Consider the following 23,143-nt stretch of genomic DNA (forward strand, 5'->3'; position numbering starts at 1 on the left):
GTTGTGAAACGCTTCTGCGGCAAAGATAGTTGGACGGCAGCGTCCCGCAAAAATAGCTCGATGCCAGGTCAATATTACCTACGAAAAGAGGCTCTCATCCACTGCGATACGAGCCTCTTTCTGTTATCTAAATTCAGAAATAAGGATGCTAAGTCTTTGTATAAGATTCTGAGTCTTAATAAGGAACAAGTTGCTGGAGACTTGATAATCTCCTAGCCCAATAAGCCTGAAGCTTAGGGGCATTGTTCAAGATAATGACTGTATATCATTCCATAGGTGTGCTTGTTATACTACAAACACTACAAGCGCTTATATTTCTTTAGAGAATTATCTAAATCATGGCTGCAACAGACCCCGGATCGTATAAAACTACCGTTAACTTGCCGAAGACCTCTTTTGATATGCGGGCAAATGCTGTGAAGCGGGAACCCGAAATTCAGCAGTTTTGGGCAGAACACCAGATTTATCAACGGCTATCGCAATCAAATCCGGGGGAAGTGTTTGTGTTGCATGATGGTCCACCCTACGCTAATGGATCGTTGCACATGGGGCACGCCATGAACAAAGTGCTAAAGGATATCATCAACAAGTATCAATTGCTCAAAGGGCGCAAGGTGCGCTATGTACCTGGTTGGGATTGCCATGGCTTGCCGATCGAATTAAAGGTGCTGCAAGGTCTGAAGCAGGAGGAGCGACGATCGCTGACTTCATTGAAACTGCGGCAAAAGGCAAAAGCGTTTGCTTTAAAGGCTGTGGATGAACAGAGGGAAAGCTTTAAACGATATGGCGTGTGGGGCGATTGGGAAAATCCTTATCTGACACTTAAGCCGGAGTATGAAGCGGCGCAAATTGGTGTGTTTGGTCAAATGGTGCTACATGGCTATGTCTATCGCGGATTTAAGCCAGTGTATTGGAGTCCTAGTTCTAAGACCGCGCTGGCAGAGGCAGAACTGGAATATCCTGAAGGGCACACTTCGCGATCGCTTTATGCAGCGTTTGAAGTCACTAGTTTGCCAGCAGCACTGCAACTGCCGTTTGATCCATTTTTGGGTGAACTGGGAGTTGCCATCTGGACGACGACACCCTGGACAATTCCGGCAAACTTGGGCGTGAGCGTTAACCCAGAACTGGTCTACACCGTGGTTGAAGTGGGTGAAAACGCACCGGGACGGTTTACATATCTGCTGGTTGCCCAAGAGTTGATCGATCGCCTCTCCGAGACTCTCGGTACTACTTTAACTCCTCAAGCTTCGGCAATGGGCAAAACTCTAGAACATCTTACTTATCGCCATCCCTTGTTTGACCGTCACAGTGAAGTGTTGATTGGCGGTGACTATGTTACTACAGACTCTGGAACAGGCTTGGTTCATACCGCACCGGGGCATGGTCACGAAGACTATCAAGTGGGCTTGCGATACGGTTTGCCCATCCTCTCGCCCGTGGATGACGACGGTAACTTTACGGAAGAAGCCGGAATATTTGCAGGGCTAAATGTTTTGGGTGATGGCAATAGCGCAGTAATTGATGCATTGCGAGAAACGGGATCACTCTTGAAGGAAGAACCCTATTTACACAAATATCCTTACGATTGGCGCACCAAAAAGCCAACTATCTTTCGGGCGACGGAACAGTGGTTTGCCTCTGTGGAAGGCTTTCGGGATGAAGCGCTGAAGGCGATCGCTGAGGTGCAGTGGATTCCCGCGCAGGGTGAAAACCGGATCACGCCCATGGTTGCTGAGCGATCAGACTGGTGCATCTCTCGCCAGCGCAGTTGGGGTGTACCTATTCCCGTATTTTATGACGAAGCCACCAACGAACCACTGATGAACCAGGAAACGATCGCCCATGTGCAGGCGATCGTGGCTGAACATGGTTCTGATGCTTGGTGGGAAATTTCTACGGAAGAATTGTTACCCGAACCCTATCGCAGCAACGGCAAAACCTACCGCAAAAGCACTGACACTATGGATGTGTGGTTTGACTCTGGCTCATCTTGGGCAGCAGTCTTGGGAGGGATGAAGGACGAACTGCGAAGTGTGGAGCAAGAATCAGAACCTCCGTCACTCGCTACTCATGATTCGTCCCTTTCTTATCCTGCCGATATGTATTTGGAAGGCTCGGATCAACATCGTGGCTGGTTCCAGTCCAGTTTGTTAACCAGCGTAGCGGTGAATGGACATGCGCCCTATAAGATCGTGCTGACTCATGGCTTTGCTTTAGATGAACAGGGGCGCAAAATGAGCAAATCTATAGGCAATGTGGTTGATCCCGCTATCATCATCAACGGCGGCAAAAACCAAAAAGAAGACCCTGCTTATGGTGCGGATGTGTTGCGGCTATGGGCATCGTCGGTAGATTACACTTCAGACGTGCTGATTGGCAAAACGATCTTGAAGCAGTTGGGGGATGTACGTGCCAAGATCCGCAATACGGCACGGTTTTTGCTGGGCAATCTGCATGATTTTGATCCGGTAAAAGATGCAGTGCCCTATGCCGAGTTGCCGGAACTCGATCGCTACATGCTGCACCGGATCACCGAAGTTTTTAGCGATGTTACCGATGCCTTTGAAACTTTCCAGTTTTTCCGCTTCTTCCAAACGGTGCAAAATTTCTGCGTTGTAGATCTGTCTAACTTTTATTTGGACGTTGCTAAAGATCGACTGTATATCAGTGCCGAGAACTCACGCCGTCGCCGCAGTTGCCAAACCGTGATTTGGGTAGCGCTGGAAAATCTGGCACGAGCGATCGCGCCAGTTCTCTCTCACTTGGCTGAAGATATCTGGCAGTTTTTGCCCTACTCCACGCCCCACCAATCGGTATTTGAAGCAGGCTGGGTAAGGCTGGAGCCAGAGTGGAATCAGCCAGAACTTGCCGAAAAATGGGTCAAAATCCGCGAGATTCGGACTGAAGTCAACAAAGTCTTGGAGCAGGCACGTACCGCCAAAGCGATCGGCTCTTCCTTAGAGGCAAAGTTACTACTGTACGTTCCTGATGCTGGACTTAAGCAAACACTGGCAGCATTCCAACAAGCTGATAGCCTAAATGAAAATTGTGTCGATGAGCTACGCTATCTCTTCCTCACCTCGCAGGTGGAACTCCTGGATTCCACCGATCGCTTAGTCGGTGTTAAATATGCGGCTCAAACTGACGCGATCGCAATTGGCGTGGTCGATGCAGATGGGGAAAAGTGCGATCGCTGTTGGAACTATTCCACCCATGTCGGTGAATTTGAAGAGCATCCCTTGTTATGTGAACGCTGTCACGAAGCGATCAACGGAAAATCCTAACTAGAGAATTTCTATAGACCAGCACTCAGAAATTGCAGACATGGCGGTTAATGAACTTGAAATGTCTGATGATTTCTGGACAATTTATCGTTGGGCAACTCGTCGTTCTGTCTCTTTTTTGATGGCTTTCAGCGAATCGGCAAGGGCATTTTTGTAGATATTAAATACCAGATTGCGAGGTGCCGAATTACCTGGATCAAAAGTAACCTCATGGGTGATCAACACTTGGTTCATTGAAACAGGTTCTAATTTCCAGATGCCATTGAGCGCTTTAATGTTTCCTTCTTTTAATCGAAAGTCAATTTGCTTGGGATATTGCTTCGTGGCTGCCACAACTAGCCGACTTTTTTGAGAAAACAAAAGAACTTTAACTAAATTCACTTGCTCAAATACCGTCTGGTTGCCTTTAGTCTCCAAAATCCGGCTAGACACTACTCCGGGAAGGAAGTCTTTGAAATGGTCATAGTCGGTCAAGACTTTCCAGGCTGTATCCACAGGAGCAGTGATTAACATGCGCCCCGTATAACGACCATTATCACCAGTGAGGACAACGTTTCCAGCTTTTAAGGTTGCTTGCTCTTGAGAGGGCAACCGAGTCAGAAAACTACTAGGTTTTGGTAGGGCTTGGGCAGCTAAGGCAACGGGCAGGCTGAGGGCGATCGCGGAGGTGCAACCCATGAAGCCTAAGTATTTTTTCTTGAAGCAATTCAGCATTAAATTTATGGCGATAGGTACGGATTTCTGTCTTTGTGGGGGTGATATAGAGTCCCAGCTTGCTGGCGCGATCGCCTACCTAACCTTAGCCAAAATAAGTCAGGTCGTGGTGTTTAGATAAAAATTTCTTCTGAAAGCCCAGCGTTTTGGTTCAAAAGAAGAATTTCTGGGAAATCTAAGATGAAATTTGCTTCGGTTACCAAAAAAATATATGCGTTCCCTATTTATGTTGATTAGTCGTGTATCCCTGCTTAGCAGTTTCGCACTTTTATTGCTGAATCCTGCCTATGCTGCTGCTGAAGCGGTTCAAAACCTAAATGTTTCTACTGATTTGCGATCGCCGCGCACCCTCAAAGAAGCGAACCTCACCGCTCATGATCTCACACCTCTTTCTCCAGCAAACCAAACTATGGCAGTCGAGCCGACTCCTGCCGGCACTGGAAATCCTGCCGACTTATCCAGCGCCTTTACTTACCGTCCTCTTCCAGCCCAAATCGGAGCCTCTTTTACTACCGGACCGGGTGTTGGGTATGAAAGCTCTTTTGGCAGTGTTGAAGGGTTCGTGCCGCTGGTACAAACCCCTGGAAAAGAAATTGGTTATGTACAAGGACGCTTGAATTTAGACACTGCGGCTGATCCGGGCGGTAATCTGATCTTCGGCTATCGCGCCTTTAATCCAGTAACAAGCACGGTGCTAGGCGGCTACCTTGGCTTTGATATTCGCAGTACAGGGAATCAAACCGTGAGCCAGCTAGGAGCCGGACTAGAAGCAATCCTGCCAACTGTTGAGTTGCGGCTGAATGGCTACTTGCCTGTGGGAAACCGTAGCCGCGAAATTGCTAGCAGCAGCGTGTTCACCGATAGCATCACAGCGACTTCATCTACACCCAGTTTTCAAGGAAACTTTTTGGTGGTGGATGGGCAGTCTCTCCGCACCACTCAAACAACTCGCTTATTTGAAGATTCGCTGGCAGGCTTTGATGCAGAAGCAGGGGTGAAACTGGCGCGGTGGAGTCCGGTGGGCACTTTGAAAAGTTATTTAGGGCTGTATTACTACGGTTCTCCTAGAGTGGATGGCTTTGTGGGGGTGCGGGGCAGATTGGAAGCGCGGATTAATGAGAATTTCAGGGCAGGGCTATCGATTCAGGGCGATCGCGAATTTGGCATCACCGCCGCCGTTAGTGTAGCGCTCTCCTTTCCGGGGGTAGGGTCTAGCAGCACCGCACCGCAGCAACTCGCTTGGGCAGAAGCCGGAAATTTTGTGTTTCGCCAAAGCACGGTCGCTGTAACTCAGCGCCGCACAACCAATATTGTTACTGCGGTTACAGGAGCTACCACCATTCCATTGCTGAACCCAGCAACCAATCAGCCGTGGTTCTTTCAGCATGTGGCATTGGGAGGAGCCGCCGGAAGTGGCACGTTTGAAGCACCCTTTAGCACGGTACAAGATGGATTGGCAGCAACCAGAGGCGATCGCAACGACATCGTGTATGTGCAAGCTGGAACCAATCCCGGAATTCCGGCGTTTACTATCCCAGCTAACGTGCAAGTGCTATCCACGGGTGTCACTCAGCAGATTCAGACAGCGCAACAGGGCTTAACCACACTGCCACTGTCAGGAAGCGGCATCTTGCCCACCGTGACGGGCACCATAACTTTAGGAAACACCACCACGCTGGCAGGGTTTAATATCACTCCGCCCATAAACAATGTGGGGATTCTTGCCAATAGCGTGCAAGATGTGACCGTTCGGCAAAATCAAGTATCGGTCACAGGAGATAACACCAACGGAATTAGCCTACAAAACGTGACAGGCACAGCGACGATAATTGGTAATACTGTTGCAACCCAGGGCTTTGAATCTCACGGTATTTTCCTAGCTCCGAATGCCAACAGTTCTATCACCACCGCAATAGTTTCAGATAACATCGTCACCACAGATGGAGATTCTGCCCGTGGAATTTTCATCAACTCCGATAACAATAGTGAGATCGCCACGCTAACGGTTTCAGGCAACACCGTCACCACGACTGGATTTTTTGCTGATGGTATTGCGCTTTTTCTTGACAACAATAGCTCTGTGACCACAGCAACGATTTCAGGCAACACAGTCAGAACCCCTGGAGCCGATGCGAATGGGATTTATACAGAGTTACAGGGTGGCAGTTCACTTTCCTCATTTAGCCTGACCAATAACCAAATCCCCGAATCTGGCTTGAACAATGTGCAGATTACGAACCTTGGCGGGCAGCCTATCTGTGCCTCGATTCAAGGCAACGTTGCCCAAAATCCTGGGCTGGGTGGAGTGAATTTTGATTTACTCTCTGGTGGTGCAACCTTTCGGGTAGTTGATTTGCCAAATTTGAACACCAACAACAATGGCGGCACCTTCCGATATGATAACTTTTTCGTAATGCCTACGGGGCCTTTTGTGAGTGTTCCGAGTTGTCCGTAGAGACTGGGGGCGGCAGGGGGGCGGTTGTTGGGTCGTCCTCCAGTTCGGCAGCCCAAGTGATTGGCTCGATCGCGGCATCGCTTACATCGATCGCCACCTCAATCACCTCAGTCGGTTCGATCACCAAGGTTACTTCCTGAGCAAAAATATCTTCCAGCAGGTCTTCCACAATTTCAGCGGCTGACGTTTCCACAGGCGCATTGCCCAGCAAATCCGATACGACCGCTTCGCTAATGGTTTCGCTGGTTGAGGCGATCGCATCCGGGGTGTCTACCCTGTTGGCTACAGACTCTTTGGCTGCTGTCTCTTTCGTTTCTGCGATCGCCTCCTTTACCGATTCTTGGGGTTCTGGAGGGGGTTCTTCTCGAAACTGCTTCCGCACATAGACGGGCTTACTGGCTGGCTTACTTTCTTTGCGTGGGTTCTCCTTCGGTGAGGGCTTCTTTCTCGTTTTTGCAGGGGCAGCAGCGGCATCTTCCCGAAACTGCTTGCGGACATAAACAGGTTTGCTCTCTTTTTTCTGATTTTTTGGGTTCAATCCCTGAAACAGACCGCCCAGCCCTTTCGTAGTATTATCCGCAGTCTCAGCCACCTGCTCGATCGCTGGCTTCGGCACCGGAGCGATCGCTGGCTTCCTCGCTTGAGTAGAGTCTGCCACAGTATTTGCCAGTGCCTCGGTGGGTGTTTCTGTCATATCTGTCAGCTTTTGAAGCATTTCCTGCTTAGCTTGTTCAGCCGTATCCGCGACTTCTCTGGGGATTGTTTCACGCATCGCGTCTTCAACCTGAGCAAGAGGCGATGCAACAGGTTCAGATTCAGGAATCGCAGCCTTGGCAAACCGGGCGATCGCATCCTGTCCGGCGGTGCCAAACTCTTCTAGGCTGGGAGGAACATAGATTTCACTCTCAGTGGGCGATCGCTTTGAAGAAGTCATCCGCGCCACGGCTCCCTGCATCCCCTGTTTCATCTGATTCAACAGACTAGAAGCCTGACCTGCCACCTCTGCCCGACCCTCAGATCCAGTGAGCGCAGATAACGAAGCTTTCACATCATCCGCAGTCGGCAACGGCGTTTGCTGATCGAGTGGAGCCACTTGTCGCCGCAGCAAAAATGTTTGCCAACCCAGCCAGCCAAGCAGCGCCACACTAGCCGCCTGCCCCAGCAGCACGCCCCCCGTAATCCGTTCAGCACAGACCCATAGCACCAGCGCATAAAACAGCCCGACTCCACTCCAAAGAAAGTCATTTTTGCGATGAACTTCTGGAAAAAAGAATGCAGACATATAGAGGGCGAAGCTACCTGAGCCAACAATCAATGCAAGAATATACGCCAGCATTTTCCGGTTTCCATTGTGCTGAACAACTACCTATCACTCTACTCTGTGACAGCGCTTTCGATTTTCAGTCTTTAAGTTTTGCATTGTTTTTGCTGCTGTGTGTCGTGTGTTCTATCGATCAGGTGTAGGACTTTCTCGTCCACTCGGCAGCCTCACCCACCGATACGACTAGCGATACGACTATTGCTTCCAAGGCAAACTTTGATTGATAGGCTCTAAAAATCAGCGAACTGTAGCCGCTGCCTAAGTCCAAAATTCGTTTAGCTTGAGTGAGTCAAAAAGTTTTAACAAAAAAAGATGTGTCTCACTATGCATCCGTCAAAAGCGCAACAGCTTAATATTGTCTTTCTAGATAACCTCATGGGGTTGATCTACCCTAAGGGGTAACGAGTCCCGGTACTTTGCAGCATTATCAGAGAGTTTTATGGCACAGCAATTTGGTGTAATCGGTCTCGCCGTTATGGGCGAAAATTTAGCATTAAACGTCGAGAGCAAAGGATTTCCCATTTCCGTCTACAATCGCAGCCGTGAAAAGACTGACCACTTCATGGCGACTCGCGCCCAAGGCAAAAACTGCGTCGCCGCCTACACCTTAGAAGATTTTGTCGCCTCTTTAGAGCGTCCCCGTCGCATTCTGATCATGGTGAAAGCAGGTGCTCCTGTGGATGCCGTGATTGAGCAACTCAAACCGCTGCTCGATGAAGGCGATGTGCTGATCGACGGTGGCAACTCGCTGTTTACCGACACTCAGCGTCGGGCTAAAGCCCTAGAAGCTGATAAGTTCACCTTTATCGGCATGGGTGTAAGTGGCGGTGAAGAAGGTGCGCTCTTAGGGCCTAGTATGATGCCTGGAGGCACAAAGCAGGCTTATGACAACCTAGAACCCATCCTGACAAAAATTGCGGCGCAAGTCGATGATGGTCCCTGCGTCGCCTATATTGGACCCGGTGGCGCAGGTCACTATGTCAAGATGGTTCACAACGGCATTGAGTATGGCGACATGCAACTCATTGCGGAAGCCTATGATCTACTCAAGAGTGTTGCCGGATTAGATGCCGTCCAACTGCATGAAGTGTTTACCGAGTGGAACACGACGGATGAACTCAACTCTTACCTGATTGAGATTACTGCTGACGTGTTTAAGGTGGTTGACCCGGACACTGGCACCGCTTTGGTAGACGTAATTCTAGATGCAGCGGCTCAAAAGGGAACTGGACGTTGGACGGTGGACAGTGCCATGGAATTAGGGGTGCCGATTCCCACGATTATCGCCGCCGTAACTGCTCGCATTATGTCTTCTTACAAGCAGGAACGAGTGGCTGCATCCAAAGAATTGTCGGGTCCTCCCATGAGTTTTGATGGCGATGTAAAAACTTTCGTCTCAAAAGTGCGCGATGCGCTTTACTGCTCCAAGATGTGTTCTTACGCCCAAGGAATGGCGCTGCTCAAAAAGGCATCCGATGAGTATGGATTCGATCTTGATCTGGGCGAGTGTGCCCGGATTTGGAAAGGTGGCTGCATTATCCGGGCTGGCTTCTTGAACAAGATTAAGAAGGCGTTTGATGAGAACCCTAGTCTGGCAAATCTGCTGCTGGCTCCAGAGTTCAAACAAACGATTCTCGATCGCCAGACTGCATGGCGTGAAGTGGTTTCAATGGCAGCAACCGTTGGCATCCCTGTGCCGGCATTCAGCGCCTCCCTGGACTACTTTGATAGCTACCGACGCGATCGCTTACCCCAAAACTTGACCCAAGCCCAGCGCGATTACTTTGGTGCCCATACCTACGAGCGCGTAGACAAGAGTGGCAGCTATCACACTGACTGGATTCATGTAGTGGACGAAATTCCTGAACCCGCCATGGTGAATTAGGCATTCATCAAAGGAAGAAACCTCTATTGGGTGCGCTATGGCATGGTCATGGTGCACCTTTCCTGTATGAAAATACTGATACTAAAAATGCTAATGCCTTAATCCTGCCAAGAAAATCTAATAATTTTCATTTCACTACTCCTACTCAGGGATGCGCTTTCATCCCATTCATGACTAGGATAGGAAAACGAACTTACCTGTCAACCTTGGCAGGTGGAAACAATAATTTTTCATGAAAAATAATGACTCAAAATGAGCTAACTCAGTCCCTCAATCTTGCTAGGGCGCTTGATCTAATTGTGTCCAGCCGGATCATTAATGGGGTATTGCATGTATACAATGCGGCTGGGCAGTCCAGATCTTGGGATAGTTTTATTTCTGATTTTCCGCTAGAACGAATGCAGGCAATGGCAGCAAGAAGCCAGCCGCGTCAAGCCAGTTAGCGATCGCCACCATCTTTTAGCATCCGCTGTCTCTTAATCCTAAAACTGCTCTAAAAATCGCGAATCGCTGGTATAAAAACGGCGAATGTCGTCAATTTGATACAAAACAGCGGCTAATCGTTCAACGCCCATACCACCCGCAAAGCCTGTATAGACTTCAGGATCATATCCAACCGCTTTCAACACATTCGGATCGACCATACCGCAACCCATAATCTCTAGCCAGCGCCCTTTCCACTCCATATCCACTTCCGCAGACGGTTCGGTGAACGGAAAGAAACTGGGACGCATTCGGATCGCCACTTCACCAAAAAGCTGTTCTAAAAATAGACGAACCGTGCCTTTCATATCGGTAAAGGTTAACCCTTCATCGATCGCCAAAAATTCGATCTGGTGAAATACTGCGGTGTGAGTCGCATCCACCGTATCGCGACGATAGCAGCGACCTGGAATGATAATCCGAATGGGAGGCTCATTCGCCTCCATGTACCGAATTTGCACAGAGGAGGTATGAGTTCGCAGAATGTTGCCGTCGGGCAGGAAAAGCGTATCTTGCATATCGCGTGCCGGATGATCGGGCAAGAAGTTGAGCGCCTCAAAGTTGTAGTGATCGGTTTCCATTTCGGGACCTTCCGCTACGGTGTAGCCTAAGCCCACAAAAATATCATTCACCCGATCCATAATCGTGTTGAGCGGATGAATTCGTCCTTGAGCGCCATAAACTCCCGGCATCGTCACATCCAGGGTCTCGGTTTCTAGCTGTGCCTGGAGTTTGGCTTGCTGTAATGCCGATCGCCGCTGATCTAATTCAGATTGAATCGCTTCTTTGACCTCGTTCGCACGGGCACCAATCCGGGGGCGATCGCTGGGATCAAGCTTCCCCATGCCGCCTAACACGAGGGGAATTGGACCCTTCTTGCCTAAATACTTCACCCGCAACTGCTCTAGTTGGTCAAGCGAACTGGCTTCAATCAGGGCTTGTTGAGCTTCCAGACGGATGGCTTCTAGCTGGGCTTCCAATTCAGTGGACTGAACAGTCATAGGAAAAAGGGTATCAAGATGAACATCAAACAAATTTTAGGGTAAAACAACCAAGCCCTACCCCTATCTAGTGTAGAGGTAGGGCTGGTCATCTGATGCGATCGCACAAAATTAGGCGACAGGATATGGGTTTCTACCGTCCGTAGATCACGCGCGCATTAAGGTTACTATTTCTCAGAAAATAGGTCACAGAATTTGCCGCTTCAAAGCTCGAATAGCCACCAGCGTTGATAAAGCCACCTTCTCGCGCCCGATCAAAATAAGCACCCGGCACAATTCGGCGAACTTGGATCAAATTAACTGGATTGGTTCCCGGCACTGCAACAATATAAGCCCCACCCTGACTAGTAGAGATGGGTCTCAAAATGGGTTGAACCGGATCAGCAGGACCTCCAGCACAATTGTCTACTGGAAAAGACACTTGCTGATAGCAGTTTCCATTGAAGCTGACGTTAACGCTACCCCCAGCCAGATAATCTGTGGCAACCCACCCACGAGGAGTGATCTGCTGCCAGCGATAGCCATCGGCAATCGTAGGAATACCAGTCACATTAAGAGCGACACCATCATTAGCCCACCCAATAATGTCGAAGTTAAGACCGGGTCCTGAACGGACATTAAGACCAACGCCAGACCGAGTGCTAACCGTTCCCCCTGTTCGCGTTACCGAGATTGGACGGTCGAAATAGGTTTGCGCGATCGCCTGATTTGCACTGATCCCAACACCGATAGACGCGATCGCCAGCCCTAAGAGGTAAAGCCAAGTAGCAGAACCTCGATAAAACAAGCGCATCCTTGGGGTCAAACAAACATTAGAAATCTGGTCTTTTTGCTTGGAAGAAGCGCAGACAGAGCCAAGAATTTTCATAGTAAAAGTGAGGTAAACAACAGAATAACCTGCGCCCCAATTTGCTGAACGCCAGGAGAAGAAGCTATTCATTAAATTATCAGAGTCTCATAGGATATGCCTACAGTAGTCAGCTATTTCATCAGGCTAAAAAATCCTATTTTTGGATTGGAGGCTTTGTTTTTTAATCCTATTTACCGATAGGAAAGATTTTTTTGTTTTGTAAAGACAATCAAATTTCGAGATAAAACTGAGTCAACTAACTATTGATAGAAAAGCAGAAATGTGGTTCAAAATACGACCGAAAATTTAGACACCTCAATTGCGATCCGATGAAGCATGGTTCTGTCGCGATCGCAACGACGAAGAATGCCGTCGCCGCATTTGAACTTAAACGATAAAAATCGTAACTAAGCAGGCAATCATTACAGTGAATTCAAGGCTTAAAACAATTCAAAAGACAGATCTTTGAATATTTTGAATATCAATAGACTGAGTGCTAAATCTTCAATTTCATTACATCAATAAATTTGACATCTTAATTTGAAATTAATGTTGATACCAAGCGGTTAGAGCGACAGCAAGGGCATCTGCGGCATCGTCTGGCTTGGGAATCTTGTCTAAATTAAGTTCACGGGCAACGGCTTCTTGCACCTGATATTTCTCTGCATTGCCATATCCGGTTAGAGCTTGCTTAATTTGAGCCGGGGTAAATTCGATTAAGGGCATTTTGTGTTGTGAAAGCACCAGCATGACTACGCCACGGGCTTGAGCAATGGCGATCGTGTTTCCCATACGGTAAAAGAACAGTTTTTCAATAGAAATCAAATCGGGTTGCACCTGATTTAATACGGTATGCAAATCCTCGTAGATCATCTGGAGGCGATCGCCCATATCCGTTTTCGCTGGAGTTTGGATTACGCCAAAATCTAAGGGTATCACTTGCTCAACAGCGCCAGGGTTGCTCGCATCGGGAGCCGAACACTGGATTGCACCAAAGCCTAAGGTCGCCAATCCTGGATCGATTCCTAAAATGCGCTGCTCCATATTATCGCGGGTATAACTCTATGACATCACGCTTAATCTTAATGTCGTAGTTACCCAGAAAATCGTGACCCAATAAGCCATCTGCGGCATTAGGGGCGATCGCCACATTCACATTATTCACCTTCGCTCCTTGAATTGAGATGGAATTGAGCCGACCTAAGGGCATAACAATCGTTCTGCCATCCGCCATGGTGAACTGCCCCGCTCCAACAATTGGAATTTGCAAAGCCTGTGCCATGGAGCGAGTAATCAAAGTGCCACTTGCGCCAGTATCCAACAGCATCTCAAACTTCTGATTGCCATTAAACGTGACATCAATCACCGGGGTTCCCCCATCCCGGCGTTTAATCGGCACCGAGTACAGCCCTTTGGCGGAACTAGAACTAGGCTTGGCATTGCCCGCGCCACACAGCTTGCCGAGGTTGATTCGCCGACCAGCAGCGTTAACCATATAGCACGCTTCATCTTGAGCGGCGGCGGTTAGCTGACTGATTGGCGCAGGTATCAGCCATGCAGTAGTCGCGATCGCGATTGACCAAACTAAATGATATTTCACCGAGCGATCTCCTACGGGATGATTCGACTAGTACTTTAGTGCTTTAAATGCTTGACTCTATTGTGCAGGATTGGGCAAGGGATTGGATCGGTTTTTCTTTTCGGCGATCGCGACCGACTTTGATTATCCCTTACTGCTAGTTTGATGAATGGGAATCTCGATGATGAATTTGGCTCCCTGCTGGGGTGTGGATTGGCAAGTGAGCCGACCTTTGTGTTTTTCGGTGACAATTTGATAGCTAATCGAAAGCCCTAATCCAGTGCCTTTGCCCACTGTTTTAGTGGTAAAAAACGGATCGAATAAGCGCGATCGCACTTGCTCATTCATTCCGGCTCCATTATCCGCAATCTGAATTGCAATGGAACGGGTAGGAAGCACAGCAGTGCTAATGGTGATCAAGGGCAAGAAAGGATCGGCTGCCTTCAAACTTGCCTCTTCCAATGCATCAATGGCATTGCTGAGAATATTCATTAATACCTGATTAAGCTGACCGGGGTAGCAATCGACTAGGGGCAACGTGCCGTACTTTTTAAGGACTTGAATACTAAAGTTGCCAGATTTTGATTTTAGCCGACTTTGCAAAATCATCAGCGTGCTGTCGATCCCGTCGTGAATATCTACCGCTTTAAATTCAGCTTCATCTAAACGAGAGAAGCTCCGCAGCGATCGCACAATTTCACGAATTCGCTCCGAGCCAACCTTCATCGAACTCAGAACTTTAGGCAAATCTTCTTTCAAAAAATCTAGATCAATGGCTTTAGTGGTGGCTTGAATAATGGCAGGGGGATTAGGCACATGAGTTTGATACAACTCCACTAAGTCAATTAAGTCTTGGGTATAGCCATGAGCATGACTGAGATTGCCGTGAATAAAGTTAACTGGGTTATTAATTTCGTGAGCCACCCCTGCCACCAATTGCCCTAAACTGGACATCTTTTCACTTTGAATCAGTTGGGTCTGCGCGTGCTGTAACTCGGCTAAGGTTTGCTCTAAGTGACGGCTTTTTTCATGAAGCAACGCCTCCGCCTGTTTGCGATCGCTAATATCCACTGCGGTTCCCACAAATCGATAAAGCCTACCTGCCTCATCAAACTGTGGGTTAAGGGTGGTTAATAACCAGACCGAGTGATTCTCAAACGTTAAATGTTCCTCATAGGTGACTTTACTTCGCAGTTTTAAGCACTGTGAAAACTGTTGACGCACTTGGGTTCCTAGCTCGATCCCAAACACGTCTTCTGGCGTTTTGCCAACTGCATCAGCACTTTTCATCCCAATCATTTTGTCGGAATACCAGTTCCAACCGCCAAATCGCAAGTCTCCAGTTTCCGTTACGTTAACCACAAAAATATCTTGCTGCACGCCCTCAAAAATGCTGCGAAGGAATTCTTCTCGTTCCTGTAGCTTGGTTTCTGCTTGCTTGCGATCGCCAATATCCAGGGATGTTCCCACAATGCGGTAGATCCTGCCGGACTCGTCTTTTAAGGGATTCAGCGTCGTTAACCACCACCGGGGTTCACCCAAAAATAATAGACACTCTTCATACGACACCGTTTCGTTTGCGGTGATGCATTGCCCATACCGTTGGCGCACTGCGATCGCATCGATTTCACCAAATACTTCTTCTGGCGTTTTGCCCACCGCTTGAGAACTGGTGATATTGGTGATTGTTTCTGCAAACCAGTTCCAGCCTGCATAGCGAAACTCTCCTAATGGCAGGACATCAATCACAAAAATTTGCTCCTGAATCCCGTCAAAAATGCTACGAAGAAATTGCTCTTGCTCTTCTAGTTTTGCTTCTGCGTGTTTGCGATCGGAAATATCTACAGCTAAAGACGCAGAGCCAACAATTTGCCCATCAGAGGCAATCAGCGGCACGTTATACCACTCGCAAGTAATTATTCTGCCGTCTTTGGTCAGGTTTTCATTAATCGCAGAACCCGCTTGCTGATGTTGATTAAGTTTATCCAACCTTTGACTGACATCTTGCCTAATCGCATCAGGTATCAAAAAGCCAAAAGATCGACCGATCGCTTCTTGCCGTTTATACCCAAAAATCCTTTCCGCAGCGGGGTTCCACTCCTGCACTTCTCGATTAGCATTCCATTCGATAATCGCTAAGGGCGTTTGTTGAAAGAGCAACGAGAGCTTTTGTTGAGAATGGCGCAGCTTTTCTTCTGACTGTTTGCGATCGCTAATATCTAACAGCACTCCACAGAAAATAATCTCACTCGCTTCATTCATAGTAGGGGTTGCGTCGCCCTGCCACCAACCCACGGTATTATCGGCTTTAATCACCCGTCCTTCAAAATGCCAGGGGGTTAAGTTGGCAATGGCAGTTTCAATCGCTTCTTGGTGGCGCTCTCGATCATCAGGGTGAATGCAGGCGGTGAAGCAATTGAGATCATTCATAATTTCGGCAGCGGTCACGCCAATGATGCGATGGACGCGATCGCTCATGTAGTCCATCGCCCACTGCCCATCTCGCACCGAAAATTGGAAGACGGCTCCGGGAATGGTTGTTGCAATCATCCGAAATCGCGCTTCACTCTCTGCTAATGCGGTATCGGATTGCTCGCGATCGCAGGTTTCTTGCTCCAACTGGCTCACCACTCGGCTTAGGTCGGCTGTGCGTTTAGCTAGCACACTTTCTAGCTGCGATCGTGCCTCTTCAGACTGCTCTAGCTGCTGGCGGAGAGCCAAATTTTTCTGCTCCAATTCTCGAATTCGGATCTCATCATTCATAGCCAGTCAGAAATCCAAAACAATTTTTAACGTATAACGAGGCACCTACAAATCGCTGTTCAGCAAGCACAGTAACCCTATTTCCAGTCAGCGCTATGGTTTAGATTGCCCCAGGGAAGAGAATGGCTAACGCTTGTAATCTTCAAGTTCTAGTCGGTGTCAGCGATCCAGAAACTTGCAATAATGGGGAGACTGAGGATGCAGAGTGCGGGATTCTTATAAGCAATGAATATAGTCGAATTTTTTGAATTGAGCAGTGGTAAGTGGTTTTCTCAGCGAACCAGTCATCACTTTGACTCCAAGCCGTCCGAAGCAGGCAAGTCTGACCTAATGATCGAAATGGTTGATAAGGCAGATCCGGCAGTTGTAAAACTTTGTCAGCAGTGCCACATTGACCCTGCATTAGCACTGTGTGGCGCACGAGCAACTTGGAACGGCACGATGGAACAGGGTGGGAAAAAATATGCAGGGTCAACGCTGCTAGTCTCCATCGCAGATCCTGAAAATTCTAATCAAGGACAGCTATTGAGTGAACCGGGTACGACTGGAACCGCACCTAGTTTAGGGCGCTATATTGTGGGCGATGATGACGCAGTTACCCTGATTACCGAAGACGAAACCCTCTATGCCGAAGAGCGGCTATGGTTTGCCAGCCCTAATTTGCGCTTACGGACTAGTGTTTTGAAGCGATCGGGTGGGTTTAGTTTGGCTTCATTTTGCTCAGAGATTCGCATGGGTGTTTCTAAACCAGCCGAAGCCCCAACACCAAAGGCTTAATCGCTAGGGGCTAAAGTCTCAACCTTCCGCAGTCGAGAGTTGAGCGAAAACGCAGCCTGATTCACTAGCTCTTTATTTCTATGGGAGTCTTTTATCCGGCTACTTGATTAGGAAATCTCCAAATATTTCCTGGAAACAACCGCTCTATGTCAAGCTGAGAGGCTGCTTGAGCCAATTGAGCGATGTCCATTAGGTTTGAGACATGGGGAAAGGTGCCTAATACTGGAATATTAGTCAATGATTCAATCAATTTAACTGGGGCAAAGTCAGCAACTTTTTGATCAGATTGTGGCTGCGCGCAGTTAAGGATAATCCCTTTTAGGTGGATTTTCGATTGACGGGCTAAGGCGACATTGGCAACGACTTGGGCGATCGCCCCCAATCTCACAGGCACTACCAGCACGGTCGGCAATCGCCAATCCCACGCCAGATCTGCCACTGTAGTGTCGTGAGTCACTGGAGAACCTAGCCCACCGAGACCCTCAACCAAAACAAAATCTCGACTCCGGCGTAACTGCTCAAACGCTTGCCATGCCAATTCCACTGCAACCTTTTTACCTTCTCGATCAGCGGCGATCGGGGGAGCTAAGGGAGCCTCAAACCGAACCGGGGTCACTTTTGCCGGGTCTAGCCCAAACAGTTGGCTATAGAGTTCGCAGTCGCCCACTCCAGACTGTATCGGCTTCAAAATTCCTAGCTGTTCTTTTGACCAATAGGTCTGCCAGTAAGCCGCGAGGGCACTCATAACGACCGTTTTTCCGGCATCTGTATCCGTTCCAGCAACGAGTAAAGCGTTCACTGTGCGCTCCTTTAGCGGTTCACAAGGCTTAAATCTAACGTGTAATCGGTTCCTTGAGATCCCAATGCATCGATGCGATATATTCCTGGTTTGTATTGTCCATCGTAATCAATGATTGCTTGCCAGTAGGTCGCTCCGTTAGAACTGAGAACTTGACCTGCGGAATTATAAACTCGAAGGGTCGTTCCTCCATACATCTGGGCTGTCAATACTGTATTTTGAGGTGCGGACATTACATAGCGGTTGGTGACATTGCGTTTAATGCGATCGCTAAACGATTGAGACGCATCGCCCGGTGGAAACTCGACTGGAATTTCATTAATCCTGGGTTCCGGGGGCGGCAGTGGGGGATCGGTTTGGGTTTGGGTTGGGGTCGGGACTGGGCTGGGTCGAGAGGCACTTCTGAGGGTAACATCCAAGTCGTATCGCCCGTTGTTTGTGCCTTTCACAGGGCTGAGTTCAACGAAGTAATCGCCATTAAAGGGCAAAGAACCTTGCCAATAAGACACCCGTTGAGCGCGACTGTCTACAGGTCTACCATCAGGTCCAACAATGGTCATCAACACGCCCTCCCCGTTGATGACTGTTTCTAGGGTTTGATTTTGAGAACCAGCAACAATGTAAGTCATGGTTTCGTTGCTTCTTAACACGCCTCGCTGGATCACGCTGGTATCTGGATCAATGGTGAGCCGCTTAGTATAGTTCACCGGATCGGGAGGCTGGGGCGTAGGGGTAACTGTGGGCGTGGGCGTAACGGTGGGCGTAACCGTGGGTGTGGGCGTAATAGTTGGAATGACAATGGGCGGAGGGGGAGAGTTTGACGAATTCTGATTGCTGAGGATCGTTTGCATAATCAGCCAAGAGCCTAAACCCGTTAGCACAACTAGCCCAATGCCAAGGGCAATAATTGCCAAGGGGTCATCCCACAAGGAGCTACGGGGTTCTTCGATTATGGGCTGCGATCGCGGAGGGTTTGGAATTGATTCTGGTGGTTGCCGCTGCCCTACTGCCACGGTCTGCATGTGAGACTGGGCTGGCTGAAGTGGTGCAGAGACAGGCGCTTCAACGGGATAGGCTGCTGGCGGTGGCGGTGGCTGAACGAATTGTGGCACCGATGGCGGTTGAACTGGAGCCGCTGGATTGAATGCCAATTGTAGCGCTTGAACGACTTCGCTGACTGATTGATAGCGATCGCCCGGACGATAGCTCAGCATCCGATTTAGCACCTGGGCAAACCCTGGATTCACCGTCACCCAGCGCTGCCAATACCAAGTCATGGTGGAATCATCAAACAATTCTTGCGGTTCTCTGCCCGTCAGCAACACAACCGCCGTTACTGCCAGCGAATAGAGATCACTACTGGGATATGCCTTGCCCGTTTGCATTTGCTCGATCGGGGCATAGCCCGGTTTTCCCACCGTAGTCGGTTGCATCATGCCCGTTGTCATCGTTTGAAAGCGAGTTGCGAGTTCTCGAACCACGCCAAAATCAATCAGAACAGGCTTGCTATCCTGCTGCCGCAAAATCACATTGTCCGGGGCAATATCACGATGAATAATCCCCTTGCTGTGAATATGCGCCATCACAGGCAACAACTGCCGCATAAATTGCAGCGCTTCCCCTTCAGAAAAAGCAATTCCTTGCGCTTTCCGCTGATCCAGCAACGCTCGATACGTTTGCCCTTCCACATAATCCTGCACCAAGAACAAACGTTGATCTTGCTCAAACGTCGCTCGAAATTGAGGAATTTGAGGATGCTGAATCTGGTATAAAATCTGTGCTTCCCGCTGAAACAGTTCCTTAGATTTGTCCAGTGCATACTCTCCTCCTTGGGCGGGAGTTAATTCTTTTAGGGCGCAGCGTTCGTTAAATCGCCCTTGGTCTTCGGCTAAATAAGTGCGGCCAAATCCACCCTGACCCAGAATACTGAGAACGCGATAGCGATTTTGCAAGATAGTTCCAACGGGCAAAGAGGGGCGCATAGGAGTGGATGAGTTACGGGGTTTCGGGTTTCGGGTTTCGGGTTTCGGGCTTCGGGTTTCGGGTTTCAGAAAATAGGAAGCTTTGCTTTTCTGACCCCTGACCCCTATTCTCCTAGTTTAGCTTTCACCATTTCTTGGACTTTTTTGCCATCAGCTTTCCCTTTAAATTGCTGCATGGCAGTTCCCATGACTTTGCCCATATCTTTGGCGGAAGTTGCCCCAACTTGGGAAATAATCGTCTCAATCATTTGGCTAATTTCGTCATCGGAGAGTTGTTTGGGTAGATACTCTGCCAAAATGGTCAATTCCTGAGCTTCTTGATTGGCGAGATCGGTACGCCCTGCCTTCTCGTATTGGGCGATCGAGTCCCGGCGCTGTTTGGCAAGCTGCACGACAATTTCGATTTCTTGTTCTTCGGTCAGGTTTTCTTGCCCCGAAGAGCGAATGACTGACTCTTTTTCCAAAATTACTTTTTTAATGTTGCGAACGGTTTCTAGCCGGATCTTGTCTTGGGCTTTCATGGCTAGTTTAATATCTTCGCTGATGCGCTCTTTTAAGCCCATTGGTTGATGCCTTTTTCGATGATTAAAGTCGTGAAATAATTTTACGCCCAGTCAGACTTGCATAAATAACTATGATTCAGTAGGCTACGGTTTCAAACTTCAAGCTAAAATCACAAAGTATGACGCGCGATCGCTCAACAGCTACCACAATTTAAGCAGTTGTGTGGCGCGATCGTCTCAATTTAGCCATGCCTCTCCGAGAAACTGCTGGAGATGGATACAAAAGCGAGTGATAAGATTTCTATGGTTGCGTTTAAGGGTACGCTGTGATTCATTCCGTATTGCCGACTCCCCAACTTACTTTGCCATCCTTTAATGACAACAATCGTTTGAGATTGCTGTCTGGTTCGGCGAATATGGAACTCTCCCACGAGGTTTCACGGTATCTTGGGATCGATTTAGGACCCATGGTACGCAAACAGTTTGCAGATGGCGAACTGTACATCCAAATTCAGGAATCGATTCGAGGTTGCGATGTTTATCTGCTCCAGCCAACCTGCCGCCCGGTCAACGATCATCTGATGGAATTGCTGACCATGATTGATGCCTGTCGGCGCGCTTCTGCACGGCAGATTACAGCAGTGATTCCTTACTATGGCTACGCGAGAGCCGATCGCAAAACCGCTGGACGAGAATCTATTACTGCCAAACTTGTGGCTAATTTGATTACTAAAGCAGGAGCCAGCCGCATCCTAGCCATGGATCTACACTCCGCTCAGATTCAAGGATATTTTGATATTCCGATGGATCATGTCTATGGTTCCCCGGTGCTGCTGGATTATCTGCATAGCAAGCAGCTATCGGATATTGTGGTAGTCTCGCCGGATGTGGGCGGTGTTGCGCGGGCGCGGGCTTTTGCCAAGAAGTTAGGGGATGCGCCCTTGGCAATTATCGATAAGCGCCGCCAAGCGCATAATGTGGCTGAAGTGATGAATGTCATTGGGGATGTGCGGGGCAAAACAGCCGTCTTGGTCGATGACATGATTGATACGGCTGGCACCATCACGGAAGGAGCACGCTTGCTGAGGAAAGAAGGAGCGCGTCAGGTCTATGCCTGTGCGACCCATGCGGTGCTGTCTCCTCCGGCGATCGAGCGTTTATCAACCGGCATTTTGGAGGAAGTGATCGTGACTAATACTATTCCTATTGCGGAAGAGCATCGCTTTCCTCAACTGACTGTCTTATCGGTTGCTAATTTGCTTGGTGAGGCGATTTGGCGAATTCATGAAGATAGTTCAGTTAGCAGCATGTTCCGCTAATTTGAGCGCCTAATTTGACCGCTTAATTTGACTGGCTAAGGTAGTATGGGGCAAATGTTCAGTTGTTGATGCGACGCTAAACATGACCCTTAATCCCAATCTGCCTGATTCCAATACTGCTCCTCAGCCTGATTCATCTGCTGATACCCCTTTGGCTAAAAATAATTCATTGACAACCCATGAAGACGATTTAGCTCAGTCATTAGAAACAGCAAAGGTGGCTGGAAACGGGCTTATCCGCAATGGTGCCACTGGAACGAAGAAACTCGTCGATCGCTCTTTTTCTTCCCCCAAATCTTCTGATAGCGACCGTCAAACTCCAAAAATTCTGATTTTATTTCTAGCGATCGCCATCATGATGGTGGGTCTGCTGATTGATAATGTTTGGATTGGGCTATCTGGTTCATTGGTTGCCCTAGCAATTTCTCTGCAAATTCTCTGGAATCCAGTACGCCGTCTATTTCTGGAGTTTATTCCTGAACAAGAACGGGCGATTTTGTTAGGCAGTGTTTTTGGCGGTGTTGCGCTGCTAGGGTTGCTCAAATTGAGTGGTTTTTTTAACCGTTTGGGTGCATCCTTGGCGGCGATTGGCTGGGACGCAATTGGGGCAACAGGTGAAGTGTTGGGCGCGATCGGGCAGATTTTGATTGCCATCCTCGCCGTTTATATTGCATGGCGGCAATACATCATCTCGCGTGACCTAACGATTCAGCAAAACTTAATTACCCAGCAGCAAACGATTGATAGTTACTTTCAGGGCGTTTCAGAACTGGTGCTAGATGAGGAAGGATTGCTGGAAGATTGGCCCCAAGAGCGGGCGATCGCCGAAGGAAGAACGGCGGCAATTCTCAGCAGTGTGGATGCTGGTGGCAAAGCCAAAATCATTCGCTTCCTCAGTCGGGCGCGGTTGCTAACTCCCCTGCGGCGAGATCGTCGCCTGGGTCGCGCCATTTTGGATGGATCGGGTGGCTATCAAGAAGATTTGCTCAATGGCATTCGGGTGATTGACTTGGGCGTAATGTTAGCAGGTGCAAATTTAGCCGCAACCGATCTGCGCTGGACAGATTTGAGTGAAGCGAATCTAATTCGAGGTGATCTCAGCTTTTGCGATTTAGTCAAAACTAACCTCTGCCGCACGATTCTTTGTGATGCAAAACTGTGCGGAGCCGACCTGAATGGCACCCGCTTTTTCTATGGCAAAGCTAAAGATGCCAGTCCTCGAAGCCGTTTGGAACCCCCCAATTATCGAACGGGAACCCATACGGGTGCCGTAATTGAAAACGCAGATTTTACCGACGCGATGCAGCTATCTGAAGAGCAACGATACTACTGCTGTGCTTGGGGTGGATCTAAAACACGCGGTACGATTCCAGGCGGATGTGAGGGAATTCCCAATAAATTAGGCAGGTAGAGATGCAGGTTTCA

At 48.7% G+C, this 23,143-nt stretch carries 19 protein-coding genes; 9 read left to right on the forward strand and 10 right to left on the reverse strand.

Annotation, left to right across the window (positions count from 1 at the left end; genetic code table 11):
- Both AC1S5B_RS12125 and ileS read left to right on the forward strand, forming a co-directional pair.
- A partial coding sequence (locus AC1S5B_RS12125) for a hypothetical protein (protein WP_482035926.1) occupies window positions 1-216 on the forward strand: 216 nt, incomplete at its 5' end.
- A gap of 122 nt (window positions 217-338) precedes the next feature.
- On the forward strand, window positions 339-3,287 hold the full coding sequence (gene ileS, locus AC1S5B_RS12130) for an isoleucine--tRNA ligase (RefSeq protein ID WP_482035927.1): 2,949 nt from the start codon (window positions 339-341) through the stop codon (window positions 3,285-3,287).
- 84 nt (window positions 3,288-3,371) lie between these two features.
- Here ileS and AC1S5B_RS12135 read toward each other — a convergent pair whose 3' ends face one another.
- A complete protein-coding gene (locus tag AC1S5B_RS12135) occupies window positions 3,372-3,965 on the reverse strand; it encodes an SRPBCC family protein (RefSeq protein ID WP_482035928.1) in 594 nt (197 codons plus the stop codon).
- Here AC1S5B_RS12135 and AC1S5B_RS12140 point away from each other — a divergent pair.
- A complete protein-coding gene (locus tag AC1S5B_RS12140; protein WP_482035929.1) occupies window positions 3,964-4,122 on the forward strand; it encodes a hypothetical protein in 159 nt (52 codons plus the stop codon). The two genes, AC1S5B_RS12135 and AC1S5B_RS12140, sit on opposite strands and share 2 nt — an antisense overlap.
- A 105-nt stretch (window positions 4,123-4,227) precedes the next feature.
- A complete protein-coding gene (locus AC1S5B_RS12145; RefSeq protein WP_482035930.1) occupies window positions 4,228-6,456 on the forward strand; it encodes a hypothetical protein in 2,229 nt (742 codons plus the stop codon).
- Here the strand turns inward: AC1S5B_RS12145 and AC1S5B_RS12150 are convergent.
- Window positions 6,419-7,792: a Ycf66 family protein gene (locus AC1S5B_RS12150; RefSeq protein ID WP_482035931.1), complete on the reverse strand. Its 1,374-nt coding sequence runs from the start codon at window positions 7,790-7,792 to the stop codon at window positions 6,419-6,421. The genes AC1S5B_RS12145 and AC1S5B_RS12150 overlap by 38 nt on opposite strands.
- Before the next feature lie 424 nt (window positions 7,793-8,216).
- Here AC1S5B_RS12150 and gndA point away from each other — a divergent pair, with 424 nt between their 5' ends.
- Together gndA and AC1S5B_RS12160 are read left to right on the forward strand one after the other, a co-directional pair.
- The gene (gndA, locus tag AC1S5B_RS12155) at window positions 8,217-9,662 is read left to right on the forward strand and encodes an NADP-dependent phosphogluconate dehydrogenase (protein ID WP_482035932.1); all 1,446 of its coding nucleotides are present in this window, start codon (window positions 8,217-8,219) and stop codon (window positions 9,660-9,662) included.
- 242 nt (window positions 9,663-9,904) lie between these two features.
- Window positions 9,905-10,105, forward strand: coding sequence for a hypothetical protein (locus AC1S5B_RS12160; RefSeq protein WP_482035933.1), 201 nt, complete (start codon window positions 9,905-9,907; stop codon window positions 10,103-10,105).
- A gap of 39 nt (window positions 10,106-10,144) precedes the next feature.
- On the opposite strand, the gene pheS is transcribed toward AC1S5B_RS12160, so the two are convergent.
- From pheS to AC1S5B_RS12185, 5 genes are all read right to left on the reverse strand, one after another.
- Window positions 10,145-11,146 carry a phenylalanine--tRNA ligase subunit alpha gene (pheS, locus tag AC1S5B_RS12165; RefSeq protein WP_482035934.1) on the reverse strand — a complete coding sequence of 334 codons (1,002 nt, stop codon included), beginning with the start codon at window positions 11,144-11,146 and terminating at the stop codon, window positions 10,145-10,147.
- A 133-nt stretch (window positions 11,147-11,279) separates the two neighbouring features.
- Window positions 11,280-12,014, reverse strand: a complete 735-nt coding sequence (locus AC1S5B_RS12170) for an SH3 domain-containing protein (RefSeq protein ID WP_482035935.1) — start codon at window positions 12,012-12,014, stop codon at window positions 11,280-11,282.
- 528 nt (window positions 12,015-12,542) lie between these two features.
- The gene (gene ruvC / locus AC1S5B_RS12175) at window positions 12,543-13,040 is read right to left on the reverse strand and encodes a crossover junction endodeoxyribonuclease RuvC (protein ID WP_482035936.1); all 498 of its coding nucleotides are present in this window, start codon (window positions 13,038-13,040) and stop codon (window positions 12,543-12,545) included.
- A 1-nt stretch (window position 13,041) separates the two neighbouring features.
- Window positions 13,042-13,596 carry a retropepsin-like aspartic protease family protein gene (locus AC1S5B_RS12180; RefSeq protein WP_482035937.1) on the reverse strand — a complete coding sequence of 185 codons (555 nt, stop codon included), beginning with the start codon at window positions 13,594-13,596 and terminating at the stop codon, window positions 13,042-13,044.
- 123 nt (window positions 13,597-13,719) lie between these two features.
- The gene (locus AC1S5B_RS12185; protein WP_482035938.1) at window positions 13,720-16,338 is read right to left on the reverse strand and encodes a PAS domain S-box protein; all 2,619 of its coding nucleotides are present in this window, start codon (window positions 16,336-16,338) and stop codon (window positions 13,720-13,722) included.
- Between the two features lie 225 nt (window positions 16,339-16,563).
- Between AC1S5B_RS12185 and AC1S5B_RS12190 the strand changes: the two genes are divergently transcribed.
- Entirely contained in the window at window positions 16,564-17,115 is a 552-nt protein-coding gene (locus AC1S5B_RS12190) for a phycobiliprotein lyase (protein WP_482035939.1), read from the forward strand.
- A 91-nt stretch (window positions 17,116-17,206) separates the two neighbouring features.
- Here AC1S5B_RS12190 and bioD read toward each other — a convergent pair whose 3' ends face one another.
- From bioD to AC1S5B_RS12205, 3 genes are all read right to left on the reverse strand, one after another.
- Window positions 17,207-17,914 (reverse strand): dethiobiotin synthase, encoded by a 708-nt coding sequence (gene bioD, locus AC1S5B_RS12195; RefSeq protein ID WP_482035940.1) that lies wholly within the window; start codon window positions 17,912-17,914, stop codon window positions 17,207-17,209.
- Between the two features lie 11 nt (window positions 17,915-17,925).
- Window positions 17,926-19,896, reverse strand: a complete 1,971-nt coding sequence (locus AC1S5B_RS12200; RefSeq protein WP_482035941.1) for a protein kinase domain-containing protein — start codon at window positions 19,894-19,896, stop codon at window positions 17,926-17,928.
- Window positions 19,897-20,000: 104 nt separating this feature from the next.
- On the reverse strand, window positions 20,001-20,459 hold the full coding sequence (locus AC1S5B_RS12205; RefSeq protein ID WP_482035942.1) for a GatB/YqeY domain-containing protein: 459 nt from the start codon (window positions 20,457-20,459) through the stop codon (window positions 20,001-20,003).
- Window positions 20,460-20,725: 266 nt separating this feature from the next.
- On the opposite strand from AC1S5B_RS12205, the gene AC1S5B_RS12210 reads away from it, so the two are divergent.
- Both AC1S5B_RS12210 and AC1S5B_RS12215 read left to right on the forward strand, forming a co-directional pair.
- The gene (locus tag AC1S5B_RS12210; RefSeq protein WP_482035943.1) at window positions 20,726-21,718 is read left to right on the forward strand and encodes a ribose-phosphate pyrophosphokinase; all 993 of its coding nucleotides are present in this window, start codon (window positions 20,726-20,728) and stop codon (window positions 21,716-21,718) included.
- A gap of 82 nt (window positions 21,719-21,800) precedes the next feature.
- Window positions 21,801-23,129, forward strand: a complete 1,329-nt coding sequence (locus AC1S5B_RS12215; protein ID WP_482035944.1) for a pentapeptide repeat-containing protein — start codon at window positions 21,801-21,803, stop codon at window positions 23,127-23,129.
- The last annotated feature ends 14 nt before the right edge of the window (window positions 23,130-23,143 follow it).

It is taken from the genome of Leptolyngbya sp. CALU 1928 (assembly GCF_056784215.1).

Excerpts from the sequence above, each read along its gene's own strand:
- AC1S5B_RS12150 (WP_482035931.1), bottom strand. The coding sequence starts at position 7,792 with ATGCTGGCGTATATTCTTGCATTGATTGTTGGCTCAGGTAGCTTCGCC.
- ileS (WP_482035927.1), top strand. The coding sequence starts at position 339 with ATGGCTGCAACAGACCCCGGATCGTATAAAACTACCGTTAACTTGCCG.
- AC1S5B_RS12140 (WP_482035929.1), top strand. The coding sequence starts at position 3,964 with ATGAAGCCTAAGTATTTTTTCTTGAAGCAATTCAGCATTAAATTTATG.
- ruvC (WP_482035936.1), bottom strand. The coding sequence starts at position 13,040 with ATGGAGCAGCGCATTTTAGGAATCGATCCAGGATTGGCGACCTTAGGC.
- AC1S5B_RS12135 (WP_482035928.1), bottom strand. The coding sequence starts at position 3,965 with ATGGGTTGCACCTCCGCGATCGCCCTCAGCCTGCCCGTTGCCTTAGCT.
- AC1S5B_RS12145 (WP_482035930.1), top strand. The coding sequence starts at position 4,228 with ATGTTGATTAGTCGTGTATCCCTGCTTAGCAGTTTCGCACTTTTATTG.
- pheS (WP_482035934.1), bottom strand. The coding sequence starts at position 11,146 with ATGACTGTTCAGTCCACTGAATTGGAAGCCCAGCTAGAAGCCATCCGT.
- AC1S5B_RS12205 (WP_482035942.1), bottom strand. The coding sequence starts at position 20,459 with ATGGGCTTAAAAGAGCGCATCAGCGAAGATATTAAACTAGCCATGAAA.
- AC1S5B_RS12190 (WP_482035939.1), top strand. The coding sequence starts at position 16,564 with ATGAATATAGTCGAATTTTTTGAATTGAGCAGTGGTAAGTGGTTTTCT.
- AC1S5B_RS12185 (WP_482035938.1), bottom strand. The coding sequence starts at position 16,338 with ATGAATGATGAGATCCGAATTCGAGAATTGGAGCAGAAAAATTTGGCT.
- AC1S5B_RS12200 (WP_482035941.1), bottom strand. The coding sequence starts at position 19,896 with ATGCGCCCCTCTTTGCCCGTTGGAACTATCTTGCAAAATCGCTATCGC.
- AC1S5B_RS12170 (WP_482035935.1), bottom strand. The coding sequence starts at position 12,014 with ATGAAAATTCTTGGCTCTGTCTGCGCTTCTTCCAAGCAAAAAGACCAG.
- AC1S5B_RS12160 (WP_482035933.1), top strand. The coding sequence starts at position 9,905 with ATGACTCAAAATGAGCTAACTCAGTCCCTCAATCTTGCTAGGGCGCTT.
- AC1S5B_RS12215 (WP_482035944.1), top strand. The coding sequence starts at position 21,801 with ATGACCCTTAATCCCAATCTGCCTGATTCCAATACTGCTCCTCAGCCT.
- gndA (WP_482035932.1), top strand. The coding sequence starts at position 8,217 with ATGGCACAGCAATTTGGTGTAATCGGTCTCGCCGTTATGGGCGAAAAT.